13 protein-coding genes and 1 pseudogene are annotated in these 20,595 nt (G+C 61.3%); 12 read left to right on the forward strand and 2 right to left on the reverse strand.

Annotated elements, in window-relative coordinates; translation table 11 throughout:
• Positions 1-18 precede the first annotated feature (18 nt).
• From bcsZ to C8K63_RS26245, 9 genes and pseudogenes are all read left to right on the forward strand, one after another.
• Entirely contained in the window at positions 19-1,260 is a 1,242-nt protein-coding gene (bcsZ, locus tag C8K63_RS26210; RefSeq protein ID WP_108219320.1) for a cellulose synthase complex periplasmic endoglucanase BcsZ, read from the forward strand.
• The gene (locus C8K63_RS26215; RefSeq protein WP_108219321.1) at positions 1,236-5,087 is read left to right on the forward strand and encodes a cellulose biosynthesis protein BcsC; all 3,852 of its coding nucleotides are present in this window, start codon (positions 1,236-1,238) and stop codon (positions 5,085-5,087) included. Before bcsZ ends, C8K63_RS26215 begins: the two co-directional genes overlap by 25 nt.
• Positions 5,088-5,104: 17 nt before the next feature.
• Positions 5,105-5,773 carry an SGNH/GDSL hydrolase family protein gene (locus C8K63_RS26220; protein WP_108219322.1) on the forward strand — a complete coding sequence of 223 codons (669 nt, stop codon included), beginning with the start codon at positions 5,105-5,107 and terminating at the stop codon, positions 5,771-5,773.
• The gene (locus C8K63_RS26225; protein WP_108219323.1) at positions 5,770-6,444 is read left to right on the forward strand and encodes an alginate O-acetyltransferase AlgF; all 675 of its coding nucleotides are present in this window, start codon (positions 5,770-5,772) and stop codon (positions 6,442-6,444) included. Before C8K63_RS26220 ends, C8K63_RS26225 begins: the two co-directional genes overlap by 4 nt.
• A gap of 18 nt (positions 6,445-6,462) precedes the next feature.
• Entirely contained in the window at positions 6,463-7,872 is a 1,410-nt protein-coding gene (locus tag C8K63_RS26230) for an MBOAT family protein (protein WP_108219324.1), read from the forward strand.
• On the forward strand, positions 7,872-9,026 hold the full coding sequence (locus tag C8K63_RS26235; protein WP_108219325.1) for a cell division protein FtsQ: 1,155 nt from the start codon (positions 7,872-7,874) through the stop codon (positions 9,024-9,026). Before C8K63_RS26230 ends, C8K63_RS26235 begins: the two co-directional genes overlap by 1 nt.
• Positions 9,027-9,458: 432 nt before the next feature.
• Positions 9,459-9,617: pseudogene (locus C8K63_RS31295) on the forward strand (ubiquinol oxidase subunit II); the annotation flags it as partial.
• On the forward strand, positions 9,604-9,759 hold the full coding sequence (locus tag C8K63_RS30545; protein ID WP_177413306.1) for a hypothetical protein: 156 nt from the start codon (positions 9,604-9,606) through the stop codon (positions 9,757-9,759). The pseudogene C8K63_RS31295 and the gene C8K63_RS30545, both read left to right, overlap by 14 nt.
• A gap of 162 nt (positions 9,760-9,921) precedes the next feature.
• On the forward strand, positions 9,922-10,419 hold the full coding sequence (locus tag C8K63_RS26245) for a helix-turn-helix transcriptional regulator (RefSeq protein ID WP_108219326.1): 498 nt from the start codon (positions 9,922-9,924) through the stop codon (positions 10,417-10,419).
• Positions 10,420-11,050: 631 nt separating this feature from the next.
• Here C8K63_RS26245 and C8K63_RS26250 read toward each other — a convergent pair.
• Complete coding sequence (locus tag C8K63_RS26250) at positions 11,051-16,105, reverse strand: AAA family ATPase (protein WP_108219395.1); 5,055 nt, start codon at positions 16,103-16,105, stop codon at positions 11,051-11,053.
• A 405-nt stretch (positions 16,106-16,510) separates the two neighbouring features.
• Here C8K63_RS26250 and C8K63_RS26255 point away from each other — a divergent pair, with 405 nt between their 5' ends.
• From C8K63_RS26255 to C8K63_RS26265, 3 genes are read left to right on the forward strand one after another with little or no spacing between them, the layout of a single operon-like run.
• Positions 16,511-17,503 carry a response regulator gene (locus C8K63_RS26255; protein ID WP_108219327.1) on the forward strand — a complete coding sequence of 331 codons (993 nt, stop codon included), beginning with the start codon at positions 16,511-16,513 and terminating at the stop codon, positions 17,501-17,503.
• A 44-nt stretch (positions 17,504-17,547) separates the two neighbouring features.
• Entirely contained in the window at positions 17,548-17,910 is a 363-nt protein-coding gene (locus tag C8K63_RS26260) for a response regulator transcription factor (RefSeq protein WP_108219396.1), read from the forward strand.
• A 54-nt stretch (positions 17,911-17,964) separates the two neighbouring features.
• Positions 17,965-18,831: a patatin-like phospholipase family protein gene (locus C8K63_RS26265; RefSeq protein WP_108219328.1), complete on the forward strand. Its 867-nt coding sequence runs from the start codon at positions 17,965-17,967 to the stop codon at positions 18,829-18,831.
• A 430-nt stretch (positions 18,832-19,261) separates the two neighbouring features.
• Here C8K63_RS26265 and C8K63_RS26270 read toward each other — a convergent pair whose 3' ends face one another.
• A complete protein-coding gene (locus tag C8K63_RS26270; RefSeq protein ID WP_108219329.1) occupies positions 19,262-20,581 on the reverse strand; it encodes an outer membrane protein transport protein in 1,320 nt (439 codons plus the stop codon).
• Positions 20,582-20,595 lie beyond the last annotated feature (14 nt).

Here is a 20,595-nt window from a genome sequence, read left to right on the forward strand (position 1 = left end):
CGCGGGCCAGTGTCGTTCATGCCTGTGCCGTCCATGAGCAGCCGGGGTACTTCACGTCGCCAGGGCCTGCGCGGTAACGCGCGCAGGTTGAGCGCTATGCTTGCGCTCGCCCTGCTGGCGCCGGCGATGGCGGCCGCACAATCCTGCGAGCCGCCGACCTGGCCCCTGTGGCAAACCTATGCAACACGCTTCGTCCAGGCCGACGGCCGGGTTCTGGAATCGAGCCTTGAGAACAATCACAGCACCTCTGAAGGGCAGTCCTACGGCATGTTCTTCGCACTGATCGGCAACGATCAGCCACGCTTTGACAAACTCTGGCGCTGGACCTCGGCCAACCTCGCCGGCTCCGCCACCGCCACACGCCTGCCGGGCTGGTTATGGGGGCAAGGCAAGGACGGTCAGTGGCGCCTGCAAGACGTCAATTCGGCCGCCGACGCCGACCTGTGGATCGCCTACGCCCTGCTCGAAGCCGCACGCCTGTGGCATCGGCCGGACTATCACCGGGACGCCCTGCAACTGATGGCGACGATCGAGGCGCAATTGGTCGTCAATTTGCCAGGGCTGGGCCCAATGGTTTTGCCTGGACCACAGGGCTTCGTCCAGCCGGACGCGCTCTGGCGCCTGAACCCCAGCTACCTGCCACTGCCGCTGTTACGGCGGCTGGCCAAGGAAGCACCCTCCGGGCCCTGGCAAGCGATTGCCGATAACACCGCGACGATGATTGCCCAATCCAGCCGCCACGGTTTCATCGCGGACTGGGTCGGTTATCAAGGCACTTCAGCACAATCGGGCGTCTTCGTGAGCGACCCGGTCAACGGCGACACGGGCAGCTACGACGCCATTCGCGTGTACCTCTGGCTGGGCATGAGTGATACCTCCGAACCGCTGGCAGCGCTGCTGCTCAAACGGCTGGACGGTATGGCCCGCAGCACTGTCGCGACGGGTTCCCCCCCGGAAACAGTCCAGGTTATGCACGGCAGTGTCCAGGGTCAGAGCCCTTTCGGCTTCCGGGCTGCACTGATTCCCTACCTTCAGGCCAAGGGGCAACCCAGGTTGGCCGATCAGCAACGAGACCGCGTGGAAGTCGCCTTGCGCGAAGCGCTGTCCAGGCCTGATACCGACGTTGGTCCGCCGCGTTACTACAACTTCATGCTCAGCCTGTTCGCGCTCGGCTGGGCAGATAAACATTATCGATTCCGGGAAGACGGAACGCTGAAACTCTCCTGGGAGACCGCATGCACGCGCACCACCGCACGCTAGCCATCGCCGTCATGAGCGCATGGACGGCCGCTGCTGCCCACGCTCAAAGTCCGACGCCACAGACATTGCTCGTCGAGCAAGGGCAGTACTGGCAGTTGCACAAAAACCCTCAACGCGCGGCGGAAGTCTGGCTGAAAGTCCTGTTGCTGGACCCGGCCCAGGTTGACGCACTCTATGGCCTGGGCTTGATCGGCGTGCAACAGGACAAGCCACAACAGGCGCAGCAATACCTCGCCCGCTTGCAGGCCATCCAGCCTTTGCCGCGGCAGGCACTGCAATTGGCGCAGGACATCGCCCTGGCACAACCGCAGAACCAGCAGCGCCTGGAAGAGGCTAGACGCCTCGTCGATGCCGGTGAGCGCGACAAGGCGACCGTGGTGTTTCGCTCGCTGTTCGATGGCCGTCCACCTCAAGGTACGATCGGCCGTGAGTATTACAACAACCTTGCCTTCAATCAGGCGGACTGGGCTGAAGCACGCGGTGGATTTCAGCGCCTGCAACGTGAGATGCCCAACGACTCGATCGTCGCGCTGTTTTACGCCAAGCATCTGGTACGCCATGAAGACAGCCGTGCCGAGGGCATCCGCGCCCTGGCCGCGCTAACCCAACGTACCGACATTGCCGGTGATGCCGACGAAAGCTGGCGCCTGGCGCTGACCTGGATCGGTCCGCCCGATCCAGCACAAGTACCGTTGTTCGAGGCGTACCTCAAGACGCATCCGGATGACGTGGAAATCCGGGCACAGATGAACAAGGGCAAACAACAGGCAGCGACGACGGCTAGCAAGGAATGGCAACCGCCCGCCGAAGTCGCGCGCGGCCTGAAGGCGCTCAAGGAAGGCGATCAGGCCACCGCCGAACAGGCTTTTCAAGCGCGCTTGAAAACCCGGCCCGACGATGCCGATGCGCTGGGTGGCCTTGGGGTGGTTCGCCAGCAGCAACACCGACTGGCCGAAGCGGAAAAGCTCCTGGCTCAGGCCACGCGACAACAGGGCGGCAGCCACTGGCAAGTTGCGCTGAACGAAGTGCACTACTGGTCTGCGTTGCAGCAGGCCCGCGACGCCCAGGCCAAAGGCCAGACAGCCCAGGCACAGGACTTGGTCAACCAGGCCCTGCGGCTCAACCCAAACGGGGTGGACGCTCGCCTCGCCCTGGCGGACATTCAGGCCAGCGCGGGCCAGTTCGATGACGCCCAGCGCAACTATCGCCAGGTGCTGAGCCTGCGCCGCGACGACCCTCAAGCACAGGAAGGGCTGGTCAACGTGCTGCTCAAGAGCGGCAGGAACGATGAAGCCCTGCAACTGATCAACAACCTGCCCGCCACCGGACAGGCAAAGATCGGCCAGTCCGCACGCCTGCAAGCTTTGCGCGCGACGCAACTGGCCGCCCTCGCCGAACAACGCAACGACCTGCCCGCTGCGCGTAACGCCTTGCAAGACGCGCTGCGCGTTGAGCCGGACAACATCTGGACGCGTTTCGCCCTGGCCCGCCTGAATCTGGCGATGGGCGAACCCCAGAAGGCTCGGGACCTGATCGATGCCATGCTCCAGGCCCACCCCGACAATGCCGATGCGCTTTACGTCAGCGCCTTGCTGTCGGTCCAGATGGGTGAGTGGAAAGCCGCCCAGACAACCTTGGGACGCTTGCGCCCCAACCAGCGCACCCCGGACATGCAAGCGCTGGCCGCTGACGTCAGCTTCAACCTGCAACTTCGCCAGGTGATCGAGTTGGGCAAGCGCGGACAGCGCCAGGAAGCCCTGACCTTGCTCGAGCGCATTCAGCCGACGGCCAACGACAGTCCAGACCGCACGGCCAGCCTGGCCTCGGCCTACGTCGACATCGGCGAGCCGGGCCGTGCGCTGGCCCTCATGCGCGGACGGTTGCAACAGACCACGGCGCCCTCGGCGGACTTCATCCTGCAATACGCCGCTGTCCTGCTTAAAACCGGAGAAGACACGCAGGTCAACCAGATTCTGCGCGACCTTCAGAACAAGCCCTTGAACGCGCCGGCCCGCAAGCGATTCGACGACCTGCTCTATCTCTATCGCATCCGCCAGGCGGACCAGCTGCGTGAGCGCGGCGATCTGGCCAACGCCTATGACACGCTGGCGCCCGCACTGGCGCAACGTCCCGGTGACAGCGCGGCCGTCGCGGCCCTGGCGCGGATGTACTCGGCAAACGGCGATACGGCAAAAGCCCTCGAACTCTACAAACCGCTGTTACAGCGCCAGCCAAACGACCCGCAACTACTGCTGGGTGCTGCCGACGCGGCGGTGCTGGCACATGACGCGGCCTTTGCCGAACAGGCACTGCAACAGCTGCTCAAGACCGAATCCGGTAACCCTCAAACGCTGACCGAGGCCGCACGTCTCTACCAGAACATGGGCAAGACCGGCACGGCGACTGATCTGCTGCGCAAAGCCGTGGCCATCGAACAGAGCGAGAAACACAGAAGCCAGGGCGGCCAACTGGCCGGCTCGACGGTGGCGCCCAACCCTTTTGCCGGGGTATCGGGCTCACGTAACGAAGTCAGTCGCGACACCTTGCTGGCAGCCATCCCGCCACCGGTTCAGGAGATGCCGGGCAGCGCCCCTTTTGCCATCGATGCCCCGCCTAGGCCGCAGCAGGCGAGCAATCCATTCGAGTCGCAGTTGCCCCGCGCAGCACTGGTGAGCGAGGACATCAGCCCCGCGCAACTGGCGCTCAATAAAATCCTTCAGGAGCGCAGCGCCTACGTCACCCAGGGCGTGAGCATTCGCAGCAACAACAGTGAGTCGGGGCTGAGCAAACTCACCGATATTGAAACACCGCTGGAAATCAATATCCCGCTGGATGAGAGCCGCGTCGCCCTGCGCGTGACGCCGGTCTCGCTGAACGCCGGCAGTGCCAACAGCGAGGCGCTGTCGCGTTTCGGCAACGGTGCGCAGAGCGGCAGCGTTGGGTCGCAGAAAGCCGAGGGCGTCGGCCTTTCCGTCGCCATTCAACGGCCCGCGGATGGGCTCAAAGCCGATCTCGGCACTACCCCGCTCGGCTTCAAATACACCACCGCCACGGGCGGCATCAGCGTTGATCGCCCCATCAGCGACACCTCTAATGTCCGCTACGGCGTGAGCGTTTCCCGGCGTCCGGTGACTGACAGCCTCACCTCGTTTGCCGGCACCACGGACAAACGCAGCGGGCAGTCCTGGGGCGGTGTGACCGCCAACGGCGGACGCGGTCAACTGAGCTTTGACGACAGCGAAGTCGGCGCCTATGGCTACGCCTCCTGGCACCAGCTATTGGGTAACCATGTCGAGTCCAACAGCCGCAGTGAACTGGGCAGCGGTGTGTACTGGTACCTGCAAAATGCAACGGACAGCAAACTGACCGTCGGTTTGAGCATGACCGGCATCAGCTACGCCAACAACCAGGACTATTTCACCTACGGCCACGGCGGCTATTTCAGCCCGCAGACGTTCTTCGCCCTGGGCATTCCGGTGACCTGGGCACAACGCACCGGGCGTTTGACGTATCAAGTCAAGGGCTCGGTCGGCGTGCAGCATTTCGAGCAGGACAGCGTCGACTATTTCCCGACCGACAAAGCCCAGCAGGCGGCCTCGGGCCTGCGCTACGAAGGGCAAAACAAAACCGGGATCGGCTACAGCGTCGCCGCGGCGGCTGAATACAAGGTCGCTGCGAACTTCCTGCTGGGCGCCAATCTGGGCCTGGACAACGCCCGCGACTACCAACAAATCAGCGGAGCCCTGTCCTTGCGCTACCAGTTCGAGGAGATCAGCGGCCCCATGAGCCTGCCGGTCAGCCCGTACACCTCGCCTTATTCCAACTGATCATTCTGGAGCTTTCGATGCCCACTTCTGCCCTTGCCGGTCTGACTCTCCTTGTCCTTGGGGAGAGCCATATGAGCCTCGCGGACCATTTGCTGGAGCCGCTGCACGACAACCTGACTCGCCAAGGCGCCCAGGTCCACTCCATCGGTGCCTGCGGCGCCAGCGCCGGTGACTGGCTGATCAGCAAGAAGGTCGACTGCGGCGCCGAGCGCAAAGGCAACGACAAGATCATGATCAAGGGGCGCGAGGCAACCACCACACCGATCCAGGACCTGATCGCCGCCGACAAGCCCGACCTGGTGGTACTGGTCATCGGCGACACCATGGCGTCCTATGACAAACCGGTGTTTCCGAAGGCCTGGGCATGGCAAAGCGTCACCGGCCTGGCCAAGGCCATTGCCGCTACCGGAACCCGCTGCGCCTGGGTGGGTCCAGCCTGGGGCAAAGCCGGTGGCATGTACCAGAAGAATGATGCCCGCACCCAATTGATGTCGCAGTTTCTGGCCGCGAACGTGGCGCCTTGCACCTACATCGATTCGCTGACGTTCTCCAAACCCGGGCAGTGGATCACCACCGATGGGCAGCACTTCACCGTCGCCGGTTATCAATCCTGGGGCAATGCGATTGGTGGCGCGTTGGCCAAACTGCCTGCCGACACTGTCAGCAGCACGGGAGCCGGTAAATGACCCGGTCCACCTGTGGCTGGGCGCTGTTCGCGCCCTTGATGCTGAGCCTGCACGCCCAGGCCGCCGACATTGCCCTGTACCCGACGGGCCCGGATCAGGACTCGGCCTTCCTGCGCTTTATCAACGCCGCCGACCAACCGCTGCAGCTGCTGGCCGAAGGTTCGCGCGCAAGCCTCAAACTGGAAGGCTCGATTGCCGTGTCCGACTACCTGCCCGTGCCCGCCAATCAGCCGATCAAGGGCACCCTGGAACGCAACGGCAAAAGCCAGCCGCTGGACATCCAGGTGGCGGCAGGCGAATTCGCCAGTGTGATCGCCTTGTCAGACAGCGCTCAAGGTATCCGCCAGGTCGTCATCCGCGAGCAACCCGACGACTTCAATAGCCTGAGAGCCTCGCTGGCGTTTATCAGCGCCGATCCAGCGTGCACCCAGGCCGGTTTGCGCGCTGCGGGGAAGAACGCCGACCTGTTCAAGGCGGTGGCCGACGGCAGCGTGCAACGCCGAGCGATCAACCCGGTCAACCTGTCGGTGCAATTGGTCTGCGCCCAAACCAACGTCGGTGCCCCGCTGGACCTGGGCCAGCTCAAGGCTGGCGAGCGCTATAGCGTTGTGCTGCTGCCTGGCGCAAATGGCCCTCACCTGTTGCTCGCGACTGACGTCCTGGCCCACTGATCGGATCGCGCCACCACCATGGTTTTTGCCTCTCTCGAGTTTCTGACGTTGTTCCTGTCGCTGTTCCTGGCGGCCTATGCCGTGTGCCCGGCCGCCTGGCGCAACGTCACGTTACTGATCGGCAGCTGGCTGTTCTATGGCTGGTTGAGCCCACGGTTCCTCGCGGTGCATGTGGTGCTGACGATCACGGCGTGGGTCGGCGGCTTGCTGATTGACGCCTTGCGCGAAGATGGCAAGGGCCGCGTGCGGCTACTCGCGACGCTGATCGTGCTCAACACGGCGGTGCTGTGCTGGTACAAGTACGCCAACATCGTTGCGGGCACCTTGATCGATACCTTCACCGGGTACGGCGCCATGCCCCCGGACTGGCAGCGGGTCATCATGCCGGCGGGGCTGTCGTTTATCGTCTTGCAGGCGATTTCCTATCTGGTGGATGTGCATCGCCGTACCGTGCCGGTTGAACGCAGCTTCACTCACTACGCCACCTATATTTCGATGTTCGGCCATTCGGTCGCCGGCCCCATCATCCGCTATGACTGGGTTCGGCGTGAGCTGAATCGACGTTACTTCAACCTGCAGAATTTCTCGCTGGGCGCACGCCGGTTCATGGTCGGGATGTGCATGAAGGTCCTTGTGGCCGACACCCTGTCGCCGGTAGTCGACGTGGCGTTCAGTGTGCCGAACCCCAGCTTCTCCGACGCCTGGATCGGCTGCCTTGCCTATTCCTTGCAACTGTTCTTCGACTTCGCCGGCTACAGTGCCATGGCCATCGGGCTGGGGCTGATGCTGGGATTTCACTTTCCCGAGAACTTCGATCGTCCGTATCTGGCCAACAGCATCCAGGACTTCTGGCGCCGCTGGCATCTGTCGCTGTCCAGCTGGTTACGCGACTATCTGTATATTTCGCTGGGCGGCAATCGCAACGGCACCTGGAAAACCTACCGCAACCTGTTTCTGATCATGGCCATCGCCGGCCTCTGGCACGGTGGCGATAGCTGGAATTATCTGCTGTGGGGCAGCGCCCATGGCATTGCGTTGTGTGTGAATCGTGCCTGGAACAGCTCTTCCCTGCCCCCGGTGCCGCCGGTGCTTTCCCATGGCCTGACACTGCTGTTCGTGTGCCTGGCCTGGACACTGTTCCGCGCCCCCGACTTTCATAGCGCGCTGAGCCTGTATGCCGGACAGTTCGGTCTGCAGGGCATCGCCCTCGGTGACGAACTGTCCACGACCCTGCGCCCGGTGCACGGCCTTGCGGGTTTGCTGGGAGTGTTCGGTGTCGTCGCACCGCTGCTGCGCCCTTACTGTGAGAAACAACTGGGCGGCCTTTCGCTCTACACCGCCGCCCTTTGGCCCATCGCCGGTTTCATGCTGTCGTTCGCACTGATCGCCAGTCGCGAAACCGTACCCTTCCTGTATTTCCAATTCTGATGACGAGCTTAAAGCACACCCCGCCCCCCACTCAGCCAGATGATCTGGCGACACGCAGCAGTCGGTTGGCCGGCGTGGCGCTGCTGATATTCCTGGTCGTCGGCCTGCTGTCCTCTGGCCGCCTGATCGTTTCAGGGCAGATCTCGCTGCTACCCGATAAAGTGCTGGCCACGCAGATTCTCGATGGCGATATCACCCATCGGATCGCCAAGGAACTGTCCAACGCTTACCTCCCCACGACCTTCGCCGAGCTGGAGCGCGGTGTCAGTTGGCTGCTCCTGCGCGACACGGGTCCGAGGGTTCGCTCGGGCTGTCCTGACTGGTTGTTTTTGGCCGATGAACTCAAGGTCAATCATCAGGCACAGCGCAATGCCGATGCCAAAGTCCAGGCAGTGATTGATCTGAAGCAGCAGCTCTCCCAGCGTGACATCAGCCTGCTGGTGGTCATCGTTCCAGACAAGAGCCGCATCGCTGCCGGGCAGCGTTGCGCACTGCACCGCCCGGCCGCTTTCGAAGGGCGCATCCTGGCCTGGACCTCGAAGCTGGATGCGGGGGGCGTGTCGAATCTGGACCTCACCGGTGCGCTGATGCCACTGGGGGCCAGTGCCTGGTTGCGCACCGATACGCACTGGAGTGAATCCGGTGCGAAGGCGGCGGCCGAGGCCATTGCGCAGCGCCTGAAGGCCCTGGACATCAGCGCAACGCCACGCAGGTCGTTCAACGAAAGTCATGCCCCGCTCGCGGTGCGACCTGGTGACCTGGTCCATCTGGCGGGCATCGACTGGCTGCCGCTCAAATGGCAACCCGCACCCGAAATGCTCGCCGAGACCCGCACCCACGAACTTCCCGTTGCGTCAGCCGCCAGCCCTGATACCGAGGCAGACCTGTTTGGCGATGCCGACCTCCCCAATACCGTGCTCATCGGCACTTCATTCTCACGCAACTCCAACTTCGCAGGGTTTCTGCAGCAGGCACTGGGCGCCCCCGTAGGTAACTTCGCTAAAGATGGCGGAGCGTTCTCTGGTGCTGCAAACAGCTACCTCAACAACCCGGCCTCCAAAGAAACGCCGCCAAGGCAAATCATCTGGGAAATCCCGGAGCGGGACCTGCAGTCGGCTTACATCGACCCCATTGCCTATCGCTCGTTGCGGTAGGTCAATCGCAGCCGGTCGAACCGCCGTCGGGTACGAGAAGCCCCTACCCAACATGGTCGATAAAAAAGGGCCGGGGGCTATCTCCATAAATGGGGCATTTCACCCACCCAACCGGGCGTTTACCACCTGATTTGAGGAATATTCCCCCCTTCCCCTTTTCTCTCGCGTCAAACACTCAGTGCCTGTTCATTCATTTGAATTTTTCCTTTGCACTATTGAAGTGGCTCATTAGTTGCAGCCCCCCTGGTACCCGCAACAGCTGTCGTCCCGTACATCATGGAGACGGCGGGCCCGGCATGATGCGAGGGGTGAAAAATGAATCGTGCGACACCACCATGCAACGCCATCGCCTTGCTGCCCGGGTCAAGCCCGCCCTGTGCGATGCGCCTTACCCTGACTACCGCCAACGCCGTGCCGCTGGATGATTTCGGCCCGCCATCCGTCAGCCTGTGGGCGACGGCATCAGCGGCCACCCGTCGGCTGTTCGCCCTGATCGGCGCGCAGTTCATCCTGCCGGTGATCCTGATGTACTCCTTCTGGAGCGATTACGTATTGGGCGGAAAAGGGAGAATGGGTGATGGCTTCCTCTAATAAATCAATTGCACGAGTCACGAAAAGGCCGACTGCCCTTTATAAGCAGGTCGCCGAGTTGAGCCTGATGTTTATCGCGTTGCTGATTATGCTGGCGTTGTCCGCTGTACTGGCGATGGAGTTGACCTTTGGAACGCTCTGACGAGTCCGGTAAAAAACAAGTCATCCTTCGCTTCCAAAGCTAGCTGAACGGCATGGAAAGACACACTGCAACGGACACTGGATTTCAGAACTCTTAAGGTTTGCTTAAGGACTTTAAATGTCCCCGGCGGACAGACTTTCCTGAACGATCAGGAGAGCCGCCATGAACCCGCAATCGGTGATTTCAAACCATCCATGCACCCTTGCCCGGCCGCTGGGTGCCCTGTCCGGCTGGCAGGAGCGCCGCGCCAAGGAGCTGATGCTGCGTGACATGGGCAGTTGCGTTCGCATCAGCGAGATTGCCGAACACTGCAACCTGTCCCGTAGTCACTTTTCCCGGGCGTTCAAAAAGGTTACCGGCCACTCGCCGCAAGCCTGGCTAGTGATGATGAAAATCGAAAAAGCCAAAAGCCTGCTGATCACCTCGATGCCGATCACCGATGTCGTCTATGAATGCGGTTTCGCAGACCACTCGCATTTCACCCGCACCTTCAGCCGCCTGGAAGGGATGACACCCAAGGCATGGCGACGGACCTTTGATCATGTAGCGAGCCACCCTGGCCAGCCACCCGTGATTGATCGGGACATACCCGAATGGATAATTCGCGAAAGCCTGGTCGACGGCGTGGGACAGTCGCGCGCGCAAGAGCTGCACGCGTGAACTGATCGAGATCGACAAAACGAACTCCTCCCCTTTGGCCGCTCATGCGGCCTTTTTTTAGGTTCTTCACGTAATCCCGGGGAACTGTAGGAGCCAGCTTGCTGGCGATGGACTCAAGTACGCCGCGTTTATCCGGTTCACACGCGTTATCGTTACCGACCATCGCTGGCAAGCCAGCTCCTACAGGGGAACGCGTGCACCACCAAACAACGAGGTCGAGCGTTAGCTCGCCTCGCGGTGCTGTTGCGGTGCACGCCGCCTCGTGAGGCCGAGCGCAGGTTCTGCGCAGTGGGCAACCCGGCATGGATGCCGGGTTAGCCGCGCACGGCCATGGATGGCCGATCGCGGCGGGCCCACGGAGCAGGACCGGAGCGAGGGCATGCCGAGCCACAGCGAGGCACCGAATGTAAGGGGCAAAGCGCTTTGGTTACTTTCCGCCGGGCCGCGCAGGCTTTTCGAAAGTGACCCGCCGTCAGGGCGGAACCCTAAGTGGCCGTTACCGCAGCAATGAATATGTACACCAGGAAGAAAATGCTCGGCCGTAAGGTCGCCATCGCTGGCAAGTCGGATCGCCGCATCGCAGTTTCTACAGGTATCGGTGTTCCCCCGGGATTCCGTGAAGAACCTTTTTTTATCCGGCGCTGGCCGGTGCCAGTGGCAGGTTGAAGCAAATCCGGGCGCCCTGCTCGCTGTCCTGGACCACCAGCGTCCCGCCGTGCGCGCCGATCACCGACCTGCAGATGGCCAGGCCCATTCCCATGCCGCTGCCTTTGGTGGTGTAGAACGCATCGAAGATCTGCTCGCGCTGGTGCGTGTCAATTCCGGGGCCGTTGTCCTGGAAGCAGACCTGGACATGAGCGTCCTTTACCGCTGAGCCGATGATAATGCGTCCATTGGGCAACCCTGCTCCGGCGATGGCCTCCAGCGCATTGGTGATCAGGTTGAACACCACCTGCTGGATCTGTACCGCGTCGACCGACACCGGGCATTGCGCATCGAGCCGGGTTTCCAGGCTCACGTTGCGGTTCGCCAGGTCGGTGGCGGTCAGGCGCACGACCTCACCGATCATCTGATCGATATGCACCGGCAACCGTTGCGACGGCACCTGTTTGGCGAGTACGCGAAGCGCCTGGACAATGTCCGCGGCACGGGCGCTGTCCGAGCGAATGTCTTCCAGCCCCTGAATCGCCTCTTCCAGATCGGGTCGATCACGCTTGAGCCAGCGCAGGCTGGCCGAGGCATTGGACACGATGCCCAGTAACGGTTGGCTGATTTCATGGGCAATCGAAGCGGAAAGCTCGCCCATGACCTTGAGGTGCGAGCTACGCGCCAGTTCCGCCCGGGAACTGCGCAAGTCCGCTTCCATCTGCGCGCGCAGCTGGTTGTCCTCGACCAGCTGTTCATACAGCTTGGCGGTTTGCAGTGAAACCGCAGCCTGAGAGGCGAGAATTTCCAGCATGGTCAGGCGTTGGGCGCTGAACAGTTTGGGAACCAGGCTGTTTTCCAGATACACCAGGCCAATCAACGTGCCTTGTTTGAGCAATGGCAGGCACAACACCGACCGTGCCTGGCGCTGTTGCAGATCGGCGCTGTAGGCCTCGGGACAATCGGTGCGGGCATCGTCGAGCACCAGGGGCGTGCGCGTGCGCATCGTAGCGTTGAGCACCGAGGCCGGCGCCATCCGTTCGAGCGGTTGCCCGGCGTCCAGAGCGACCCGTACATTGCCGGCTTCGACCGAAGCCGTCGCCGCCAGTTGCAGTTCGGCGCCGCTGACGATCATCAGCACGCCATTGTCGGCACCGGCCTGAATCATCAAGTGATTCATCAGGGTTTCGACCAGTCGGTCGAGCAGAACCTCCTGCGACAGTGCACGCGCCGCTTCGATCCCCACCTCAAGATCGAGGCGGACCTGGGTCACAGGCCGGACCGGCTCGAACGACGGCTGCGCACTCAGAAACGGGTGCAAGGTTTCCAATTGACGTGCCTTGCCTTCGGCGCCCCACAGGTTGTAGCAGTCACGCGCGACACGCAGGTGGTGGCTGGCACCCGACACCAGCCCGTTGGGTAGGCAAATATCGGCCAGCTGCTCATGGGCCAGCGCCTGCTCATGGATGAAACCGGCCGCCGCCGCCGCGATCTGCGACTGATCGAAACAGCGGATGGCTACCAGTTCCTGACCGCGCAAACGGGCGATGACACCCTCGATCAACAGCAATTTATTGCGGAAGGTTGTCGGGTTGAGTTCGACCCACAGCAGGAACCGCAGGCGTTGCCGCTCGAGTTTTTCCAGTTTTTCCGCCACCTCGCCCGGCGCTTGCGCACTTCCCAGCGCCAGGCTGTAGAACAGGTAGTAATCAGCGAGATTGATATGCGCCGGAATGGACCAGGCCAGCGCGGCAGCTTCTTCGAAACGTCGCAATGCGTAAGGGATATCGCCGAAATAAAACGCCGACATACCGGAGTACAGCCACGACCAGAACAGCGTCGGCTGCGACACACGGGTACGGTCGATGGGGCCGAAACGGTCATGTTCGATGCCATCCAGTTCGGCCAACGGCCGATGCGGGCGCCCGTCGCGCAGGTCGGTGGCGAATGCCTGTTGCGCCAGCAGGATGCGCTCGATATCGATGTAATGAAATTGCCGCACCCACGCCAACCCATGCTCCAGTTCGTTCAACACCCCTTGCAAGGGTTCGCCCATGAACAGCAGGTCGGAGCCGATGTGGTTGCAGGCATAACAGGACATGCCCAGGTCGCCACCGGCCTGGCCGCACTCGAATGCGGCGAACGCCTTCTGTCGAGCGTAGGCCATCGGGCGGGTCCATGGGCTGACCTGATCGAGCGCCACCAGTGTGCCTGTGCGCCCTGCTTCGTAGCCGTGCTTGTCGGTGAGTTCAAGCGCCACTTCGGCGAAGGCCTGCCCGTCCACATATTCGCCATAGCGTTCGGCAATCATCACGCCAAACCAGGCAAAACCGTAACCGCTGCTTGGCGTGGTGCCATGCAGCAGTGTGAGTTCGACCATTTTCGCCAAATGCAGCAAACGAATGTCGTCGTCGACGAAGAACGAAGAAATCAACGTACTGAGTAACTCCATGGCGGCTTCGACAGGCGGGTCATCGGCCTTGGGCAAATGCACCAGATCGGCGATGCGGCGTGTGCCGACAAGCTCGCGAACCTGGGTAAATGCCAGGGTCAAATCGTTCTGTGAAGGCCTGCGCTGAAGGGGAATATCCAGCAGGGCCAGACCGTTCAACGCCTCGGTGATCGCCCCCTCGTAATCGGAATGCAGCGTGCGCAAGGTGGCTCGTAACCGATAGGTCTTCGCGCGGTCGAGCACTGTGGTGGCCTGGGTCAGGCAATCGTCGAGGCGGCGCCGGGCGCTTTCCAGATCGGCCAGGAGCATGTCGCACTCGGCCGCCAGCCATTGGGTGGCGAACGCCTGGGTGTAGAGGCTCGACCAACCCGTCTGGCCGAGCAGACTCTCGGCCGTGCGAAGATAGCCCACGGCCTGCTCGACAGCGGCGGTGTCCCTGGCGCGTTCGGCGGCTTCGACCAACAGCTCGACGAACGCGGCGCGGCGATGCGCCTCCAGTTCATCGGCGTCAATGCGCTGGATCTGACTGGCGATTTCGAACACATGCTCATGGATCTGCTCGCCCCAATGATCAAGCATGGCGCCAGCGATACGCGCATGCTCGGTGGCGCGCCCCGCTGACGCCGCCAGCTGACAGGCCGCCTCAAGCACACGGTCATGGGGAAACACCAGTTGCTCGCGCTCACGCAGCAGAAAACCCGCATCGACCAGGCTTTGCACATCATGGGCGATTTGTTGCGGCTCACACGGCAACAGCCGCTGCAGCAGTGATTCATCACAGCGCCCGCCGACATAGCCGGCCGCGCGCAGCACTTCGCGCTCCATCGGTGACAGGCGTTCGAGTCGCAATACCATCAAGTCCGCGACGTTGTCGGCGTAGCGATAACCGTCCACCTCCTGTTGATTCCAGACCCAGTGGCGACCCTGCACATCGAAGCGCACCAGACGTTCATCGATCAATGCGCGCAACACCTGGCTGACGAACAGAGGGTTGCCGGCCGTCTTGTAATGCACGACTTGCGCGAGCGCCTCAATCTCCCTGGGGGCGGTGTCCAGCTCAGCGGCGATCAGCTGCGCGACGGCGGGCACCGACAATGGCCCCAGCATGACGCTTGCGCAGGGCAACGATTGCTCGCGGCCCAGCACCTCCAGCACTCCCCCCTCGCGCTCGAGGGCCTGCGACTCGGCCTCGCGATACGCCAGGATCAGCACCAGATGCCGGGGCCGCCGGGCGACGAAGGCCTGCAAAAACGACAGCGTCGAATCGTCCGCCCATTGCACGTCATCCACGAATAGCACCAGGGGGCGTCCCGGCTGAGCGAAGACTTCCAGTACATCGAGCAGGGTCCGGTTGGCGCGATCGAGCGCATGTCGGGCCGGCATGTTCGGCAGCTCAGGCGTAACCCCGATCACCAGCTCGGCCTCGGGCGCCAACTCCACCAGAAGCCTGCCCCGCCCCTTGAGCCGTTCGACCAGTTGCTCGCCCAGTGTCTGCAACTCCAGAGCCGGCTTGCCCAGCAACTGGGTCATCAGCGACTTGAAGATTTCTGCCAAGGGTGCAAATGGAATTTCCTGCTGCAACAGATTGCTCTTGCCACTGGCCCAGTAGCCGGACGCCAGCGGCCGGACACCCTGATGGATCAGCGTCGACTTGCCGGCGCCCGGCGCGCCACCGACCAGCAGAACCCGGGCAATGCCATCGCTGCCCACCTGATGCATCAGCTCGACCAACTGCGTACGTTCGTCCTCTCGACCAAACAGCACATCGCTGCGGGCCAGGGAAGGCAACGCATCGAAAGCGCCCAGGCGGAACGCGTCGATACGCTCATGTTCCAGCCACTGCCGTTGGCACCAGGCCAGATCCGCGGCTATTGATTCGGCACTCTGGTAGCGGGCACCCGGTTCTTTCGCCAGGCCTTTGAGCAGCACTCGGCAGATGCCTTCCGGCAGATCGGTGACATGAATCGCCGGTGATTCCGGCTGGACAGCGGCGTGCACGTGCAGCCATTGGGACGGGTCGCGGGCGGTGAGTGGCAGTCGGCCGGTCAGTGCCTGATAAAGAATCGCGGTCAGCGCGTAGACATCGCTGCGCGCATCAAAGCTGGCGGCATCGCGTCGTACCTGCTCGGGGGCCAGATAAGGCCATTGTTCCAGGTCAGGCAATTCATCGGCGGGCGCTTCCCCGGCATGGCGGTGAAAATTCAGTAGTCTGACCGAGTCGGCCGCATCCACCACCAAGTGGTGGGGTAGCAGGCTGGCATGTCGCACGCCCATCTTCTGGGCGCTCGCCAGCGCGTTGGCCGCGGCTACGGCGATGGCCAGCAAGCGCGCCAGTGGCAGCCCTGTGTCAGTGATCAAATCAGTCAGCGGAACCCCAGACACGGGATAGATCAACAAAGGCCCCTCGGCCGAGCGGATGAACGCGACAGGGGCAATCGCCCAGGCCGGATCCAGCCTCAGGTGAAAATCGCGCTCCAGCCGCTGGCATAGAGCAGGCCGTTGAATCGGCGCCCGGGCGGCGAGCCAGCGTGTGCCCGATGCCCGATCCTGGAGCGTGAACCAGGTCAGGTCGTTTTCCCGGCGCAGTATGGTGAAGGTGCAACGCTCCAGCCAGGCTTCATCGTGTACGACATCAAGACTGTGGGAACCGGATGCTGAGAGAGGGCTGCTGGGCATGAACAATCACCGCTGAAGATTCGTTTCGGGCTGAGCCTGGGAGTATACGCAAGGCTCTGGTCCGCGGGCTGCGCTCAAGCAATCCTGTCCGTCATCGGCACCAGAATGGCAGTTGAGGGCCCCTGCCGCCTGTGGTTTTTGCGCTCTGAAATCGCCGCGTGTTATCCCTCGGGATAATTGCATTATGCGAGGCCGTCCCCTAGGGTGCGTTCTCAGTTAGTTTTCCCGTGAAAACTAACTGAGAACGCACCCTAGCGTGTAGCCCTGATGAAACGACGTTCCGGCGTCACGCCCCGTCAACGCAGTGCAGAGGAATGTATGATCCGACTCGGCCAAGCCACTATTTCCCTGGAACGGCGCGAAGCCTTTCTTGATGGACGGCCGCTGCGTGTCGGGGGCCGGGCGTTCGAAATCCTCTCGGTGCTGATGCAGGCCGATGGCCGAATCGTCAGCAAAGATGAATTGATCACACAGGTCTGGCCTGACACCGTCGTCGAGGAAAACAATCTGCAGGTGCAGATTTCCTCGCTGCGCAAGTTGCTCGGAGAAAAAGAGCTCATCCAGACGGTCCCGCGCCGAGGTTACCGATTATTGAAAGAACGTGAACCGCCCCTGCCCCTGTTCCATCCTGCGGCCCCGGGCCCCTTGGCGTCCGAGGATCAGCAGAGGATCGATCCTGACAGCGTGCCGGTGTTCATCGTGGACGATGACGCCTGCGTGCGCACAGCGCTCAGCCGACTGCTGCGGGCCGAAGGCATCGTGCACCGGATATTCGCCTCGGCCGAAGAATTGCTCGGCGCTGACCTCGATATCGGCCCCGCTTGCCTGTTGCTGGACGTCAGCCTGCCCGAGGCGACAGGCCTGGAACTGCAATCCACACTCGGGCGGCGCGGACTTCCGTGGCCGGTTATTTTCATGACCGGTTTCGGCACCATCCCGATGTCGGTGCAGGCCATGAAAGCGGGAGCGGTCGAGTTCCTGACCAAGCCTTTCAACGACGGCCAGTTGCTGGACATCCTGCGCACCACCCGTCAGCGCGCAGCGGCGACGTTCGAGCAATGGCAACGCACTCAGAGTGCCCGTCAAAGGGCCGCCCTGTTGACCCCCCGTGAGCGCGAAGTGCTGCCACTGATCGTGGAGGGTCTGTCCAACAAACACATCGCCAACCGGCTGGGCACCAGCGAAATCACCGCCAAGGTCCACCGCAAACACATCATGGAGAAGATGCAGACGCGCTCGCTGGTGAGTCTGGTCAGCCTGTATGGCTTGATTAGCTCAGAGCCGACGTTTGGCGTGCAGAGTCCTACATGACTACCAACAATGACTGCGCCGCGCCCGGGTCATCCGTCAGCGCCATGATCATCGTCTGCATCGTGGACGACGATGCGTCCGTGCGCAAAAGCCTGGCCAACCTGCTTCGGTCGGCCGGATACCGCGCCCGGGTATTCGCCTCGGGCGAGGAATTCCTGGCCCTCGAAAACTTCGATGACATTGCGTGTCTGTTGCTGGATTTGAAGATGAACGGCCTGTCAGGGATAGACGTCATGCACGCACTGACGCTCAAGGACAGAAAATTCCCGGTGATTTGCATGTCGGCACATTGGGATGAAGCGACACTGGCCGAAACCGGTCGCTATAAACCCATCGAATGCCTGCGTAAGCCCTTCAGCAGCGATGCTTTGCTGAGCGCTATCGAGTTTGCACTTCAAAGTGAGTAATGCCGACCCGCCAGCTACACTCATTCGATACATTTGCGCACAGAGACTTCCGCCATGGCGACCAAAACCGCAATCGTATTCGCTGGCGGTGGCAGTTTGGGGGCGGTGCAGGTGGGAATGTTGCGGGCCCTGGTCGAAGCCAATGTTCGATTCGACATGGTGGTTGGTGCTTCGGTAGGCGCTATCAATGGTGCCTACTTTGCCGCAAGACCCGATTCCGATGGCGTCGAGGCGCTCGCCGGATTCTGGCGCGGGCTGAGTAAAACTGACATCTTCCCCCTCTCTTGGTTCGATACCTGTAGAGGATTGATCAAACGGCGTGGCTATCTGTTGCAGCCGTCGGCCTTGAATCGGCTGCTGGGTCAGGCATTGCCCATTCACCGCATTGAGGATGCGGTGCTGCCCCTATACATCGTCACCACCAACCTGCTCAGTGGTGCCGAGACGGTTCTGTCCAGTGGCGAACTCGAGCAGGCGTTACTGGCCAGCGCTGCCATTCCGCTGGTGTTCCCCTGCGTACAAATCGCCGATCAGTTCCTGGTTGACGGCGGCGTGGCAAGCAATACACCTATTTCGACTGCCGTAGCCTTGGGAGCCACCAACGTCGTGGTCATCCCCACCGGAATGAGTTGCGACCTAATGCAACCTCCCCGAGGACTGGTCGCCTTAGCCCTGCACACCGTCAATCTGATGAGCATGCGCCAACTGGTGAGCGACATCGAACACTTCCGCACTTTCGCCAGTCTGCACATCGTCCCGCCTTTGTGCCCGGTGGATGTCTCGGTTTTCAACTTTGACCAGACCGAGTCTTTGCTGCAGCGTGCCTATGAGCAGACCCTCCGGTGGCTGGAACGTGGGGGACTCGAACGCACCAAGGTACCTGGTGCCCTCACGATCCATTCGCATGCCCATGAGCATTGAGGGATGTGAATCACCAAAAAAAGAGGCCCGCACCAGCGAACCTTCAGGCCGGAGCAGCCAGAACGATGCCTGCTTTTCAAGATCAACCCGAATCAGCTCGCCCTACCCGCCCTGAATGCCGCCATATTGGAGTTCACACTTCGGGTTGCCCATGAGGTGGCGGCGAGGCTTCCGGGCTCGGATTTCACGTAGCAGTGTGCAAAAAATGCGTTTTAACCAGTCAATGACCAGGCTGTTTGGGCGAACCGACTTTTTCAACAGAATCGGCCAATAGCTACCTCTCACACAGCTCTTCATATTTATCCCCCCGCTGCGCGCTCATCAACTGCCAGAGGTGTGACGTCCCGATTGAGTAGTTGATTAACGACGAAAGGGAAACTTTCGGGAAGGCTCGCAAATATGGACTCTATTAAAAATTGAGTCCTGTCGATTAGTACCGATAGGTTGCCTGTACTGAAAATCCATTCGCACTATTTTCGTAGTTGGCACTGTATTCCGGCTGAAGACCGGAGTTGTTCGACTGTTTCACTGAGACTCTGGAATCCCAGAGATAACCATAAGCAAAGTCTATCGTCAGATCGGAACTCGGCGAATAAGCACCGCCCAAAGTCACGGCCTGGCGATTCCCAACCGGAACGCGCACGCTGCGATCGGCATTTCTAATGGGCGACGGATCATAGGCGTAACCTGCGCGCAGCAGCCATTGTTGGTTCAATTCAAAGGACGCGCCAACTGCGGTGGCCCAAGTGTCACGCCAGTTCATTTCTTCGGTCACACTTCCCAGGCCAGCCGCCTGGCCCAAGGGGGAAAGACCGCTGTTGACTGCCTCGACCTTCTTGATCCGGCTCCAACGCTTCCAGGTGGTTCCCAGGTATCCCGTCCAGCGACTATTGAAATGATGGGTGATGGACGTGTCCACGGATTCGGGCATAGTGATGTCTATCTTGTTGTCATAGTTTCCGTCCAGCGGGATAACGCTCGGGGAGCCGGAAACCTCAGTATGCCCTTTGAGGTGATAAGCCACTTTTGAGTGATAGTTAATCCCCCAACTCGTCGCCTCACTCAAGTCAAACAAGATGCCGAGATTGTAGCCAAGTGCCGTGTCATCGCCTTTAATAGTGACCTCTGTGTCCTGGCCGTTGTTCAGGGCACCGGTGGCCAAGTCATTCTGAAGCTTTGCAGTGAAACGGTTGATGGTCGGCCCGCCACCAATGGATACGTAATCGTTGATCCGATAGGCAATGGTGGGCTGCAGGGTTACTTCCTTGGTCGTGCTATAGGAACCATGGTAGCGGCCCTGAAAACCGCTCTCGTAATCATTGATCAGGCCACTCGGAGCATACAGGCCCAGACCAATCGAAAAACGCTCGTCAAGCGGCGTCGACATATAGGCGAAGGGCACGACCCCCAATGGTACCGAGTCCCCTTTATTCGTTCCCGGGGCACTGCTCTGCGCATCACTGATGTCATCGCTCACCGAGACAACCGCGGCTCCGCCGGAAATCTCGGTACGCTTCAATTTGGTCAAGCCCGCAGGGTTGCCAAAGATGGTGCTGGCGTCCAGCGCAGAAGACGATCTTCCCGCATAAGCAGTACCCGCGCTGCTTGCACTTTGTTCGTTCAAGGCAATGCCATTGGCCCCCGCGCTTGTTGAAACGCTGAGTATTGCCGCGGCACCTGTGAATTTGATCCAGGAAGACACTTCTCGCACAGCTGAGAGACACGGGATTGCACGGTTGCTCAGGTTCATTTCCCACCTCGTAT

Origin of the sequence: Pseudomonas sp. GV085 (assembly GCF_003050925.1) — a bacterium.
Taxonomy (GTDB): Bacteria; Pseudomonadota; Gammaproteobacteria; order Pseudomonadales; family Pseudomonadaceae; genus Aquipseudomonas.

Excerpts from the sequence above, each read along its gene's own strand:
- C8K63_RS26220 (WP_108219322.1), top strand. The coding sequence starts at position 5,105 with ATGCCCACTTCTGCCCTTGCCGGTCTGACTCTCCTTGTCCTTGGGGAG.
- bcsZ (WP_108219320.1), top strand. The coding sequence starts at position 19 with ATGCCTGTGCCGTCCATGAGCAGCCGGGGTACTTCACGTCGCCAGGGC.
- C8K63_RS26270 (WP_108219329.1), bottom strand. The coding sequence starts at position 20,581 with ATGAACCTGAGCAACCGTGCAATCCCGTGTCTCTCAGCTGTGCGAGAA.
- C8K63_RS26260 (WP_108219396.1), top strand. The coding sequence starts at position 17,548 with ATGATCATCGTCTGCATCGTGGACGACGATGCGTCCGTGCGCAAAAGC.
- C8K63_RS30545 (WP_177413306.1), top strand. The coding sequence starts at position 9,604 with ATGGCTTCCTCTAATAAATCAATTGCACGAGTCACGAAAAGGCCGACT.
- C8K63_RS26255 (WP_108219327.1), top strand. The coding sequence starts at position 16,511 with ATGATCCGACTCGGCCAAGCCACTATTTCCCTGGAACGGCGCGAAGCC.
- C8K63_RS26230 (WP_108219324.1), top strand. The coding sequence starts at position 6,463 with ATGGTTTTTGCCTCTCTCGAGTTTCTGACGTTGTTCCTGTCGCTGTTC.
- C8K63_RS26245 (WP_108219326.1), top strand. The coding sequence starts at position 9,922 with ATGAACCCGCAATCGGTGATTTCAAACCATCCATGCACCCTTGCCCGG.
- C8K63_RS26265 (WP_108219328.1), top strand. The coding sequence starts at position 17,965 with ATGGCGACCAAAACCGCAATCGTATTCGCTGGCGGTGGCAGTTTGGGG.
- C8K63_RS26235 (WP_108219325.1), top strand. The coding sequence starts at position 7,872 with ATGACGAGCTTAAAGCACACCCCGCCCCCCACTCAGCCAGATGATCTG.
- C8K63_RS26215 (WP_108219321.1), top strand. The coding sequence starts at position 1,236 with ATGCACGCGCACCACCGCACGCTAGCCATCGCCGTCATGAGCGCATGG.
- C8K63_RS26225 (WP_108219323.1), top strand. The coding sequence starts at position 5,770 with ATGACCCGGTCCACCTGTGGCTGGGCGCTGTTCGCGCCCTTGATGCTG.